This window comes from Streptomyces buecherae (assembly GCF_014295035.1).
Classification (GTDB): Bacteria; Actinomycetota; Actinomycetes; order Streptomycetales; family Streptomycetaceae; genus Streptomyces; species Streptomyces youssoufiensis.
The window spans coordinates 5,109,086-5,122,046 of sequence record NZ_CP060404.1 but is presented as its reverse complement, the minus strand read 5'-3'; the positions used below and the strand labels follow the sequence as shown (position 1 = coordinate 5,122,046).

Here is a 12,961-nt window from a genome sequence, read left to right as displayed (position 1 = left end):
CTATGCCGGTGGCGTTCTTCTTCGGTGGGGCCCGGGTCCTCAGCCACGCGTCGCGCCCTCGGGCCACACGACGGCCACCGGAACACCCGTGCGTTCGGCGTACGCCACGACGTCCGCCGTACCTCCGTAACCGCGAGCCGGGAGCCCGTCCCACACGGCGATGAGTCGATCGACCAGACCCACCAGGATTTCGCTACCCGCCATGTGAGCCTGTGCGTCAGAGCGCTGTAGGCCCGTCCTGTGGACCCTGGCCGCCTGCGCCAGCAGGGCGTCGTACGTCGCGTGGTGCCAGGCGGGCAGACCGGCCCGGTACTCCTCGGCCGGCACGACCGCCTCACACCGACCGCCGTGCTCGATGACCATCTCGGCGAACCACGCGTCGGGACCGTCAGCCAGACACGAGACCCCGCACAGCCCAGCCGGGGCGAACTGACGGATCGTGTCGGCGAGTAGGGCCCTGACCTTCTCCTCGACCTGCGCCGTGAGCCCACGGTGTCCGGTGATTCCGAGACGCATGAAGACCTCTTCCTGTGAGACTAGGAATACATGTCCCTGAGCCGCTCTTCGGAAGCGCGGACCGTTCTGAGAGGCGCAGACGACGAGCGCGATGGTCACCTTGCGGCGGATGGTCACCCCTGTCGACCGAGGCTGTGTCGAGGGTGTCGAGCCAAGTGCTGGACCGCGAGCAGGGCGATAGCCTGGAAAGCCTCATCCACAGGGGGCTGTATGGGCGATCTGCCGAACTTGAGCGATAGGTCGGAGTTGGCGGAAGTTGCAAAAAACCGGGGTACAGCGCGATAAAGCCGCAGGTCAATTGCTCTGGTCCCCGCGCGCGGGGGTGGCCCCCACGTGGCTTTCCACTTGCCCGCCTTCTTGGCCTGGTCCCCGCACGCGCGGGGCTGTCCCGCCCACACCCGACCACACCCCCGCCCCATCACCTCCCCCGCCGCGCCCCCTCGGGCCAGACGACATCCACGGGAATGTCCATCTCCCGTGCTCCCGCCACCACATCGGCCGTCCCCCCGCCCTTGCCGCTCGGGGGTGCGCCGTCCCACACTGCAACCAGCCGGTCAGCCCGCTCCAGCAGCACCGCGTTGGCGGACTCGTAGGCAGCCCGGTTCGCCGTTTCGTGGGGCATGACGAGGGTTTCGTGAGCGGCCAGGCACAACCGGTCGAAGGTGTCCGCGTGGGCAGGCTTGACCTTGGCTTCTCGATAGTCCCTCGACGGGACGATGACGACCAGGCGCCCGCCCGCCTCCAACACGACCTCGGCGAACAGCGAGTCCGCTCCGGCCGCGATGCAGGATACGCCCGTCAGCTCGTCGTCACGATGCTGAGTGATGACATGTCGCAGGGCCTCGCGTACGAGGGCGGTGGTGGCGTCGGTCAGGTCCATGTGCCCCGTTACGGCCAGAGTGGTCACGCGCGCTCCCTCAATTCGACAGCAATTCCCGCAGCCGATTGCCGCTTCACGCAACGGCTGCGACGCAGACTGGCCCACCGTATAGGGGTACAACGCTCCCAGCCGCTCCCGTACACGTCCCGACTGGGTTCGTGCAGCGGCGTCCGCTGCACGGTGAGTCGCAGTTACCGCTCCGGTGACATCTCCCATGAGAAAACGGCATTCGGCAAGGCCGATCGTGTCTAAGGCAAAGCTTCGTCCTGCCCCTGCGCCTCGGGCCTCCAGTGCCTGTTGAATGGACTCGGCTGCCGCCTCAGCGTGCATAACCGGGTCCTGTCGGGCGAGATCCAGGAGCCTGCCACCTGTGACTCCAGCTAGCTCAGCCTCATCGAAGTAGGCAATCCAGTAAGGTTCTTTGCTCGGGTCAGCACCGGCAAGCGTTTCTGCTGCCTGGGTCATCGAGCGCTGGAAAGCACGGCAGCGCCCCATGGCAGCGTACGCCCATGCCTCGCGACTGTAGAGCATCGCCAAGACTCTGGATCCGACCTCAAACCGTGCGCCTTGCTGAGCAATCCGTACCAATTCGAGGGCATCTCCTGGCCGCCGACAATAGAGCATCTGCCGTGCCATGCCGGCTAGCACATTCACGCCGAAAGCCCGATCACCCCCAGCATGCGCGCTATGCAACGCCAATCGGTAATATGCCTGGGCTCGTCCTTGCAAGCCACTATCCCAGGCCATCGTGGCCGCAGTCCCAGCTAGCTGGGCCATGACCTGGTACAGCCGCCGTTCGATACTCGATACCTGGCCGTCAGCGAGGTGCGCGGCTACTTCGTTCAATTGACCCAAGACGGCCTTACGACGCAGGCCACCCCCGTACTTGTGGTCCCATGCGCGAAAGACACGCGTGGTAGCCTCTAACTCCAATACCTCCTGGTCGCCAAGGCGGCCACCTCTGTTGCGCCGTGCGTCTACGGCGGCTACGGCAGGTTGCAGCCAGCCTTCCAGGGGGTCGAGGAGAGCAGCACCACCGACAGCAGCCGCAGACATGGCGCGCGTTACGGCGCGACGGTCCATCATGAGGTCGCTCCTCGTCAAGCGATCTGCCACAACGGCAGCAGCCTCAGACCGCCATGGCACCTCTCCCACGGGCCAATTGCTCGGCTGCTCTGGCAAGTTTAGCGTTGGTGCTCGACCATTCTCTTCCCATGGGCGCTTCGCAAGCCCGAGCAACCTGCCGGGAATGCCCAGGCCATCAGCGATGCGGCGGATAACTTCGAAGCTTGTGACCTGTTGCTGGCCACTCATAATGAGGGACACCTTGCCGGGCGACATCTGGCATGCCGCAGCGATCCTGTTCTGGCTCAGCCCGCCCCATTTCTTGATGAGAGCGAAGGCCACAGCGAAATCGTGCTCGGCCAGCGCCCTCCGCACATCGTCTCGATCGAGCACCGCTGAGTTGAGCAGACCTGACGAACCCACTAGCAACTCCATAGAGGTAGATAGGAACGAAGCTGCCACGACTCGGGAGCGCAGGAGCGTTACCAAGACGGTAACCCCCCTCGGTCATACCGGAGTTGTCCCGATTGGCCGAGGCTTGAGGCGTAGGATTCCACAGCAACGCCGGAGGCAGGGCTATGCCGACCGAAGCAACTCTTACGTGTGCCCCGTACGACTGGATTCCGCCCGGTGAGGGCGTCAACTGGTCCTCCATCGGTCAGCACGGTTGGCACGTCATCAGCCTGCCGACCTGGCTGGGCAACCGCGTGCTGGCCGAACTCGGCGAGGACAGTGGCGCCGTCATCCAGGACGACCTCGTACACACCATGACCTGGCTCGTTCCGTTCGGCTCGGCCGAGGAACGCGCGCTGCCGCCCGAGGCGGACACGACGGGCGACGAGGGAAAGATCTTCGTGCCGGGCATGGCGCGGACGCGCACCACGTACTGGCGCGTCAAGCCGGACGCCAAGCGGCTGTTGACCGACTGCGTCCGTCTGCTCGCCGCACTCGAAGCCGTCCAGAACAACTCGCGCCCCGGGCGGCCAGCATCATGACGGACACGAGACTCGACTGGTGCCCGCCGCGCAGCGACACCGTCTCGCTGCTGCCCGCCGGCCGGGACTGGGACGCCGTACGCGCCGACGCCGCCACCGCCCGCTGGGCCTTCCCCATCCTCAACGGCCCACACGACTGCGCGGCCATCGTGGACCCGTACACCTGCTCCACCTACTGGCTCCTGCCACCGGGCGAAGCACACGACTTCATCCACTGGCAACGCCTACACCCCCACGTGGCCGTGCTGCCCGCCAGGCCAGGAGTGCACTACGTCGGCATCCCGCCGACGCATCGCCGTACGGGCCCGGGGTTGCACTGGTACGTCCCGCACAACTGGTCCGGCCGCTCCCTCACCGAACCCGCCTACCTCGCCGCCGCCCTCACCCCCGCCGTCCACGCCGCCCACGGCCCCCACACCAACCGGTAACCGCCATGACCCACCGACGCCGCTACCGCTACGTCGAAATGAACCTGGCTCCTGATCCGGCAGCCGACCCGTACACCGTCCGCGCCACGTGCCTGACCTGCACTGAGCAGTCACCGGAACCCGAACCGTCGCAATCCATCACCGGCCAACACCAGCAGGCTCAACGCTGGTGCACCAGACACGCGGCCCGCGACCACCCCGACGGACGCCACCTCCGCTACACCGCCCACGTGACCTTGCGGTGGCTGGTCACCCCCGGTGAGGACATCGGGCCGAGTGCTGATCCGTAGGCGGGGTGAGGAGGCAGTGCGTGCTGTGGTGTGGGGTGCTGGCGCCTGCGGCGGGGAGCGCATTGGCGGGCGGGTCGGGTGGCCGTGGGCGACGTTGGGTGTGCCGCCTTGCGAACGGGGTCAGCCTGGCCGGCGAGTTGGTGGCCCAACATTCTTGTCCGTCAGCCTCGCGCGTGCGAGCGCAGATAGTCTGTGAAGCCTGCTCAGCAAGGGGGCGTTGTGGGCGATCTACCGAGTTTGAGCGATAGGTCGGAGTTCGTGGAAGTTGCAAAAAACCGGGGTCCCGCGCGATTAAGCCGCAGGTCAATTGCTCTGGTCCCCGCGCGCGCGGGGATGGTCCCTGTTCCCGGGTCCGCCGATTGCTTCGCACCGTCTGGTCCCCGCGCGCGGGGATGGTCCCCGACCCGACCCGACCCGACCGACCCGCCCGACTGTTCCTGGTCCCCGCGCGCGCGGGGATGGTCCCCCGCTGACAGATGTCCTCCGTACGCCAGGTTCCTGGGTCCCCCCGCGCGCGGGCCCCCCACCCCCACCCGAGGCTCAATCGAGCCCCGCTCGTGTCGCCCGCCCCGCGTTGCGTGACTCATAGGGCGGCAGCCACCCACCCGGTACCGTGGTCCGAATGACCACCTCGCGGGATCGAGCGGCACGCAGGACCCGGGGAGCCGGGCAGCGCGACGGCGGCGCCCGTGGGGCGCCGCGCACGCTGGCGGAAGAGTTGCGGGGGCGCCCCGACAGCGCGCTCGAACTGTTGCTGCGCGCCCGGCCTGACCTGCTCAACCCGGTGCCGAACGACCTCACCCAGCTCGCCACCAGGGCGGGCACCCGGGCATCGGTCGTACGGGCCGTCGAGCGGTTGGACCGGTTCGCGCTCCAGGTAGCCGAGGCGCTGGCCGTGGCGCCCGACCCGTGCCCGTACGAGACGCTGCGCGACCTGCTGACCGGCGACCCCGACACGCCCCCGGAGCCGGGCCCCGGCGCGAACGCCGACCCGCACGCGCCCCCGGCGCTGAGCCCGGGCGCTGGCGAGCACTCGGACCCGCCCTCGCAGTCCGGCCCCGGCCCGAGCAAGAACCCAGGCGCCGCCCCGAGCGAGGGCCCCGTCGACAACGCCACCTCCGCCAACACGACCGCCGACGATATCCGGGCCGCGCTGCCGCGCGCCGTGGCGACGTTGCGGCGGCAGGCGTTGGTGTGGGGCGGGGACGACCGGCTGCGCCTCATCCGTACCGCCCGCGAACTGCTCGCGCCGGCCGCCAACAGGCCCTCGCCCACCGGGCTCGGGCCGACCGTCGCGGAGGCCACGGCGGGGATGTCGCCCGGGCGGTTGCAGGAGGTCATCGGCGCGGCGGGGTTGCCGGCCACTCATGATCCCGTGACCGCTGTCGCGGCCCTGACCAGCCTGTTCAGCGACCGTACGCGGATGGCGGCGCTGCTCGACCAGGCGCCGCCGCAGGCGCGGGCCGTATTGCGGAAGCTGATGTGGGGGCCGCCGTACGGCTCCGTGTCCGCCGCCACCGCCGAGACGGCCGCGGCGGAGAACGGCGTGGGCCAGGCCCCGCAACCCGCCCCCGGGCCGGCCGGCGCGCCGCAGGCGCACGCCAGCGCACAGGGCGAGCCCGCGCACGCCGCCTCCGGTCCCGCGCCGCACCTGCGCTGGTTGCTGGCCTGTGGCCTCCTGCTGCCCGCGGGCCCCCGCAACGTCGTCCTGCCGCGCGAGGTCGCGCTGCACCTGCGCGGCGGGCGGGCGCACCGCGGCGTCGAACCGGTGCCACCACCGCTCGCGCCGCTGGCCGAGTGGCGTCCACAGGTTGTGGACAGCGCGGCGGCCGGCCAGGCGTACACCGCCCTGGCGACGGTGGAGGAGCTGCTCACCGAGTGGCAGAGCGGCGGGCCCGCCGTGTTGCGCGCCGGCGGATTGAGCGTGCGCGACCTCAAGCGGACCGCCGGCGCACTCGACGTGACCGAGTCGATGGCCGCGTTCTGGATCGAGCTGGCGTACGCGGCCGGGCTGCTGGCCTCGGACGGGGAGGCGGACGAGCGGTTCGCGCCGACGCCGGCGTACGACGAGTGGCTGCGGCTGTCCGCCGAGCAGCGGTGGGCCAGGCTCGCCACCGCCTGGCTGGTGGCCACCCGTACGCCGGGGCTCGTCGGTGGCCGGGACGCCAAGGGGCGCACGCTGGCGGCGCTCGGGCCCGATCTGGACCGGGGTGCCGCGCCGGAGGTGCGCCGGCGCGTGCTCGGGTTGCTGGCCTCCCTGCCGGCCGGCGCCGCGGTGCCGGCCGACGCGTTGCTGGCCAGGTTGGCGTGGGAGCGGCCGTTGCGGGGCGCGGCCGGGGCCGACGCGCCCCCGGGCGACGACCCGCGTTCCCAGTACGCCCGCTGGGCCCTCGCCGAGGCGGAGGAACTCGGCGTGACCGGTCGCGGGGCGCTCGCGGCGCACGGCCGCGCGCTCATCGGCCCGAGCGCGCCACCAGAGCCACCCCCGACGGACGAAGCACCCACCGAACAGCCCGACCTCGCCCGACAGCCAGTAGCCACCCCGACCCCCGCCGAACTGGCGGCCTCCGGCGCCGCCGCCGCGCGGCTGCTGGCCCCGCTGCTCCCGCAGCCGCTGGACCACGTACTCCTCCAGGCCGACCTGACCGCCGTCGCGCCGGGGCCGCTCGAACGCCACCTCGCCGACGTGCTCGGCGTCCTCGCCGATGTCGAGTCCAAGGGCGGCGCGACGGTCTACCGCTTCACGCCCACCTCCGTACGCCGCGCGCTCGACACCGGCCGCACCGCCGCTGACCTGCACGCTTTCCTCGCCGAGCACTCCCGTACGCCGGTGCCGCAGCCGCTGGCGTACCTGATCGACGACGTGGCGCGCCGACACGGCCAGTTGCGGGTGGGCGCGGCCTCCGCGTACGTGCGCTGCGACGACGACGCGCTGCTGGCCGAGATCCTGGCCGACCGGCGCTCGTCGGGGCTGCGGTTGCGCCGGCTCGCGCCGACCGTGCTGGCCGCCCAGGCGGACCCCGCGGCGCTCCTGGAGCGGCTGCGCGAGATGGGGTACGCGCCAGCGGCCGAGTCCGCGGAGGGCGACGTGCTGGTGACGCGGGCCGACGCGTACCGCACCCCGCCGCGCTCCGCGCCGGCCCCCGTACCCGACGGGCCGCCGGTGCCGGACGAGACGCTGCTGCACGCGGCGGTGCGGGCGATCCGCGCCGGCGACCTGGCGGCGACGGCCGCGCACAAGCCGGCCGCGACGAGCGGCGACGACGAGGCCGGCCCCGACGCCGCCCCGGGCCCGGCCACCGACCGGCCCGCGCCGGCCACCACCGCGGGCCGGCTCCCGCGCACCACGTCCGCCGAGACCCTGGCCACCATGCAGGCCGCGGCGCTCACCGGCTCCGCCGTGTGGATCGGGTACGTCAACGCGGACGGCGCCGCCAGCCAACGGGTGATCGCCCCGGTGCGGGTCGAGGGCGGGTTCGTCACGGGGTACGACCACACCGCCGACGAGGTCCGCACCTACCCGCTGCACCGCATCACGGGCGTCGCCGAACTGGCCGACGACTCGTTGTGAGCCCGAGCGACCGCCGTCGGCCCCCGCTCCGACGCCCCGGCCCAACCCCGCAGGTCAGCGCCCGCGCGGGACCTCGCTCATGGCCCGCCCGAACAGCCCTCCCAAGCGGCCCACCACCCCCGCGTGACCGATCCCACCCCGGCGCCCCGCCGCGATGAGCGACACTGGCTGTTTGGCCGCCCATCGCGCGGCGGCCCCCGGACGCCGTACCTGCCGCCGCCCCCGCGGCGCGCTCGCGCGGTCCAGGGCGGCCCGGGTGGTCGCCGATGCCAGCCGGTCACCAGTGGAACCGGTCACCAGCGGAAAGGGCGAGGCAACGTGAACGGACCCCTCATCGTCCAGAGCGACAAGACACTCCTCCTGGAGGTGGACCACGACCAGGCCGACGCCTGCCGTCGGGCCATCGCCCCGTTCGCGGAGCTGGAGCGCGCGCCGGAGCACATGCACACCTACCGGGTCACCCCGCTCGGCCTGTGGAACGCCAGGGCCGCCGGGCACGACGCCGAGCAGGTGGTGGACGCGCTCGTGGAGTTCTCCCGGTACCCGGTGCCGCACGCCCTGCTCGTGGACGTCGCCGAGACGATGGCCCGCTACGGGCGGCTGCGGCTGCTCAAGCACCCCACGCACGGGCTGGTCCTGGAGAGCAGCGACCGACCGGTGCTTGAGGAGGTGCTGCGCTCGAAGAAGGTGCAGCCGCTGGTCGGGGCGCGCGTCGACGAGGACACCGTCGTGGTGCACCCGTCCGAGCGCGGCCAGATCAAGCAGACCCTGCTCAAGCTGGGCTGGCCGGCCGAGGACCTCGCCGGGTACGTGGACGGCGAGGCGCACGCGATCGAGCTGGACGAGAGCGAGTGGTCGCTGCGCCCGTACCAGAAGCAGGCCGTCGAAGGCTTCTGGCACGGCGGCTCCGGCGTGGTCGTGCTGCCCTGTGGCGCGGGCAAGACGCTGGTGGGCGCCGGCGCGATGGCCGAGGCCAAGGCGACCACGCTGATCCTGGTCACCAACACCGTCTCGGCCCGGCAGTGGAAGCACGAACTGGTACGGCGCACCTCGCTGACCGAGGACGAGATCGGCGAGTACAGCGGCACGAAGAAGGAGATCCGGCCGGTCACCATCGCCACGTACCAGGTGCTGACGACCAAGCGGAAGGGGATCTACCCGCATCTGGAGCTGTTCGACTCGCGGGACTGGGGGCTGATCGTCTACGACGAGGTGCACCTGCTGCCGGCGCCGGTGTTCAAGTTCACCGCCGACCTCCAGGCACGCCGCCGGCTCGGCCTGACCGCGACGCTCGTACGGGAGGACGGCCGCGAGTCGGACGTCTTCTCGCTCATCGGCCCCAAGCGCTTCGACGCGCCGTGGAAGGAGATCGAGGCGCAGGGCTACATCGCGCCCGCCGACTGCGTCGAGGTGCGCGTCAACCTGACCGACAGCGAGCGCCTCACGTACGCGACCGCCGAGGCCGAGGAGAAGTACCGCTACTGCGCGACCACCGCCTCCAAGCGGCGGATCACCGAGGCGCTGGTCAAGCGGCACGAGGGCGAGCAGACGCTGGTCATCGGGCAGTACATCGACCAGCTCGACGAACTCGGCGAGCACCTGGGCGCACCGGTGATCAAGGGTGAGACGACCAACGCCCAGCGGGAGCGGCTGTTCGACGCCTTCCGGGCCGGCGAGCTGTCCGTCCTCGTCGTCTCCAAGGTGGCCAACTTCTCCATCGACCTGCCCGAGGCGACGGTGGCCATCCAGGTCTCGGGCACGTTCGGGTCGCGGCAGGAGGAGGCCCAGCGGCTCGGGCGGGTGCTGCGGCCGAAGGCGGACGGGCACGAGGCCAGGTTCTACTCGGTGGTCGCCCGCGACACGATCGACCAGGACTTCGCGGCCCACCGCCAGCGGTTCCTGGCCGAGCAGGGCTACGCGTACCGGATCGTCGACGCGAGCGAACTCCTCGCGGACGAGGACGTGTGAGGTCGTCGTGCGGCCGTCGTGAAGGCGGGTGGTGTGAGGTGGGTGGTGTGAGGTGGGCTGGGCGCGGCGAGCCGTAGGAGGGTGTGTCGTGCGGACGGGTTCGCGGGCCGGCGGTCGCGAACGGGGCGGGGGTAGGAGGGGGCCGGTCGCGTGCGCGGCGGCCGGTGGGGGCTACTTCTTCTTCACGCCCGCGTCCTTGTAGTCGCCGAGCACGGCCACGCTGAACGCGGCGCCGGCGAAGGACTTCACCGCGTGCAACGCCGTGCCCAGCGGGCGGCGGGGGCGCGGAAGTTCGCCGGTGCGCGGCGCGGAGGCGGTGGCGCAGACGGCCGGGGACGCGGAGGCCAGCGGCGAGGAGCCGCGGCTACTGGTCGTGGGGGCGAGGGGCGCTGAGGTGATGGTCGCGATGCTCATGTACTCCATCATCGATTCCGCGAGCAGCTCGGGCATCGGCCTGCCGATGTAAACGTCGGTGGGCGCCCCTCCCCCTGCGGTCCTATGGCGACCCCTACGGGAGGTGGAGACCAACCCTGAGATCCCCGCCCGAGCCCACCACCGGCTGCCGCTCGACGCCGCCCCGCCCACGCCACCGCCCACCCCTCGACCCCGTCCCGTCGGCGCGTCCCGGCCGCCCCCCGCCCGCGTCCCGGGCTGGCGGTGCGGGCCGCGGCCGGTCCCGTGAAAAACCAGTCGCGTCCACCTGACCTCATGGTTAAACTCTCGCTCTTCCCCGGCCACGCCGGGTTCCCCGCCTCCCTCACCGCCAGGGAGCGCCGCCGTCCGGACGGAAACCGGGCGGTCTTCGCTCACATCCGCGCGTAGGCGTCATGCGCCGACGTGCGCCCTCGCGCGCCCGTCGGCGCACGCGGGCGCCCACGCGCGCTTGGTACGCCCTCGTACAACAGCCGGAGGCCACACCGTGCCGTCGCACGCCCAGCAACCCGCCGCACCCCTGCCCACCAGCGCCGATGAGCCACCCGAACCGCCCTCGGGCGGCGCGGACCCGACCGCCGGCGAGGTCGGGACCGCCGACGCTGGGCCGCTCGCCAGGGAGCGCGCGCACCTGGCCGCCTCCCGGGCCGCGCTGCGGGCCATGCGCCAGGACGCGGAGTCGCTCGACACGCGGGACACGGCCGGGAACTGGGTGAGCGCCGAGTCCCTGCGGCACACCATCGACGAGCGGATCAAGGCGCTCGCCGACCTGTCCGACACCCCGCTGTTCTTCGGCCGCCTCGACTACGGGCACGACCACCACACCACCGAGACGCCCGCCGCGCCCACCCCGGCCGGCCGGCCGGCCACGGGGAGCACGGTGGACGAGGTCGGCGACCGGTTCTACATCGGGCGCCGGCACGTGCACGACGCCGACGGCGAGCCCATGGTCATCGACTGGCGCGCGCCCATCTCCCAACCCTTCTACCAGGCGTCCCCGAAGAAGCCGATGGACGTCGTACTGCGCCGGCGCTTCGGCTACACCGGCGGAGAGTTGACCGCGTACGAGGACGAACCGCTCAGCGGCCCCGGCGCCGACGGCGGCGAACGCACCAGCAGGCTCCTCCAGTCCGAGATCGAGCGGCCCCGCGTCGGCCCGATGCGCGACATCGTCGCCACGATCCAGCCGGAACAGGACGAGATCGTCCGCGCCGGCATCGGGGGCACGGTCTGCGTGCAGGGCGCGCCCGGCACCGGAAAGACCGCCGTCGGTCTGCACCGGGTGGCCTACCTGCTGTACGCGCACCGCGAGCGGCTGGCCCGCACCGGCACCCTGGTCATCGGCCCCAACCAGTCCTTCCTGCACTACATCGAGCAGGTGCTGCCGGCGCTCGGCGAACTGCAGGTCAAGCAGGCGACGGTGGCCGACCTGGTGGCGCACGTGGAGGTGCGCGGCACGGACAGCGCGGAGCGGGCCCGGATCAAGGGCGACGCGCGCATGGCCGAGGTGCTGCGCCGCGCGCTCCGCTCCGGGGTACGGATGCCACGGGAGTCGGTGGTCGTGGTGCGCGGCTCGCGACGGTGGCGGGTGCCGGCGTACGAAGTGGAGGAGATCGTACGGGAGTTGCTGGCCCGCGACATCCGGTACGGGGCGGCTCGGGCGGCCCTGCCGCAGCGCATCGCGCACGCCGTACTGGTGCGCATGGAGCAGTCCGGCGAGGCCCCGGACGACCGGGTGCAGGACGCGGTGGCCCGCAACGCGGCGGTGAAGGCGGCGGTCAAGGAGATCTGGCCGGCGGTCGACCCGGTCAAGCTGGTGCTGCGACTGCTCTCGGACGCGGACGCGCTGGCCGAGCACGCGGCGGGCATCCTCACCGAGGAGGAGCAGCGCACGCTGCTGTGGGAGAAGCCGGCCCGCGGCCCGAAGTCGGCGAAGTGGTCGGCGGCGGACGCGGTGTTGATCGACGAGGCGGCCGACCTGATCGAGCGCACGCCCTCGCTCGGGCACGTGGTCCTGGACGAGGCGCAGGACCTGTCGCCGATGCAGTACCGCGCGGTGGGCCGGCGCTGCACGACGGGTTCGGCGACCATCCTCGGCGACATCGCGCAGGGCACCACCCCGTGGGCCACCGGCAGTTGGGCCGAGGCGCTGCACCATCTGGGCAAGCCGGAGGCCCGGGTCGAAGAGTTGACGCGCGGCTTCCGCGTGCCGCGCGAGGTGATCGCGTACGCGTCGCGGCTGCTGCCCTCGATCGCCCCCGACCTGACGGAGGCGACCTCGGTCCGGGAATCCCCGGGCTCGCTGGAGTTCCACCGGGTGGCCCCGGAGGACGCGGGCGAGGGAACAGCGGCGCTCGACGCGGCGGTGGTCGCGGCCTGCCAACGCGCCTTGACCCAGGAAGGGTCGATTGGTCTCATCGCCGCCGACGCCCGCGTCCCTGCCCTCGCCGAGGCCCTCGCGTCGGCCGGCCTCAGCCACCTCTCCCCCGGCGAGGAGACCACGGCCGACGCCCGCCTCACCCTGGTCCCGGCCTCGCTCGCCAAGGGCCTGGAGTACGACTACGTGGTCCTCGACGAGCCGGCCGCGGTGGTCGCGGGCGAGCCGCTGCTGTCGAGCCCACCGGCGCGACCGACCACCGAACCCGCTGATGAGGCCGGTGCCACCCACCCGCCCCAGCCCCCCGCCCACCGCACGGGCCTGCGCCGCCTCTACGTCGCCCTCACCCGCGCCGTGTCGGGCCTGACCATCGTCCACGCGCAGCCGCTACCGGCGGAACTCGCTCGGGGGGAGGGGTGGGTGGGGGTGTAGCGCGACG

General features: G+C 72.1%; 9 protein-coding genes and 1 pseudogene. 6 read left to right on the top strand and 4 right to left on the bottom strand.

Features of this window, described 5'->3' with window-relative positions; all coding sequences use genetic code 11:
- Positions 1–39 precede the first annotated feature (39 nt).
- The 3 genes and pseudogenes from H7H31_RS20125 to H7H31_RS34135 all read right to left on the bottom strand — a co-directional run.
- A complete protein-coding gene (locus H7H31_RS20125) occupies positions 40–516 on the bottom strand; it encodes a hypothetical protein (protein WP_187061293.1) in 477 nt (158 codons plus the stop codon).
- A gap of 418 nt (positions 517–934) precedes the next feature.
- A complete protein-coding gene (locus H7H31_RS20120) occupies positions 935–1,423 on the bottom strand; it encodes a hypothetical protein (RefSeq protein ID WP_187061292.1) in 489 nt (162 codons plus the stop codon).
- Between the two features lie 1,269 nt (positions 1,424–2,692).
- Positions 2,693–2,896, bottom strand: a pseudogene (locus H7H31_RS34135) (hypothetical protein); the annotation flags it as partial.
- Positions 2,897–3,039: 143 nt separating this feature from the next.
- On the opposite strand from H7H31_RS34135, the gene H7H31_RS20110 reads away from it, so the two are divergent.
- From H7H31_RS20110 to H7H31_RS20090, 5 genes are all read left to right on the top strand, one after another.
- A complete protein-coding gene (locus H7H31_RS20110) occupies positions 3,040–3,456 on the top strand; it encodes a hypothetical protein (RefSeq protein WP_187061291.1) in 417 nt (138 codons plus the stop codon).
- Complete coding sequence (locus tag H7H31_RS20105; RefSeq protein ID WP_187061290.1) at positions 3,453–3,884, top strand: hypothetical protein; 432 nt, start codon at positions 3,453–3,455, stop codon at positions 3,882–3,884. Before H7H31_RS20110 ends, H7H31_RS20105 begins: the two co-directional genes overlap by 4 nt.
- A 5-nt stretch (positions 3,885–3,889) precedes the next feature.
- A complete protein-coding gene (locus H7H31_RS20100) occupies positions 3,890–4,174 on the top strand; it encodes a DUF7848 domain-containing protein (protein ID WP_187061289.1) in 285 nt (94 codons plus the stop codon).
- Between the two features lie 622 nt (positions 4,175–4,796).
- On the top strand, positions 4,797–7,745 hold the full coding sequence (locus tag H7H31_RS20095) for a helicase C-terminal domain-containing protein (RefSeq protein WP_187061288.1): 2,949 nt from the start codon (positions 4,797–4,799) through the stop codon (positions 7,743–7,745).
- A gap of 318 nt (positions 7,746–8,063) precedes the next feature.
- Positions 8,064–9,713 (top strand): DNA repair helicase XPB, encoded by a 1,650-nt coding sequence (locus H7H31_RS20090; protein ID WP_187059674.1) that lies wholly within the window; start codon positions 8,064–8,066, stop codon positions 9,711–9,713.
- Between the two features lie 171 nt (positions 9,714–9,884).
- Here the strand turns inward: H7H31_RS20090 and H7H31_RS20085 are convergent, their stop codons facing one another.
- On the bottom strand, positions 9,885–10,127 hold the full coding sequence (locus H7H31_RS20085) for a hypothetical protein (protein WP_187117989.1): 243 nt from the start codon (positions 10,125–10,127) through the stop codon (positions 9,885–9,887).
- Positions 10,128–10,632: 505 nt separating this feature from the next.
- Between H7H31_RS20085 and H7H31_RS20080 the strand changes: the two genes are divergently transcribed.
- The gene (locus H7H31_RS20080; protein ID WP_408647979.1) at positions 10,633–12,954 is read left to right on the top strand and encodes a HelD family protein; all 2,322 of its coding nucleotides are present in this window, start codon (positions 10,633–10,635) and stop codon (positions 12,952–12,954) included.
- The last annotated feature ends 7 nt before the right edge of the window (positions 12,955–12,961 follow it).

Coding starts and splice junctions, on each gene's coding strand:
- H7H31_RS20100 (WP_187061289.1), top strand. CDS start 3,890: ATGACCCACCGACGCCGCTACCGCTACGTCGAAATGAACCTGGCTCCT.
- H7H31_RS20085 (WP_187117989.1), bottom strand. CDS start 10,127: ATGAGCATCGCGACCATCACCTCAGCGCCCCTCGCCCCCACGACCAGT.
- H7H31_RS20105 (WP_187061290.1), top strand. CDS start 3,453: ATGACGGACACGAGACTCGACTGGTGCCCGCCGCGCAGCGACACCGTC.
- H7H31_RS20095 (WP_187061288.1), top strand. CDS start 4,797: ATGACCACCTCGCGGGATCGAGCGGCACGCAGGACCCGGGGAGCCGGG.
- H7H31_RS20125 (WP_187061293.1), bottom strand. CDS start 516: ATGCGTCTCGGAATCACCGGACACCGTGGGCTCACGGCGCAGGTCGAG.
- H7H31_RS20110 (WP_187061291.1), top strand. CDS start 3,040: ATGCCGACCGAAGCAACTCTTACGTGTGCCCCGTACGACTGGATTCCG.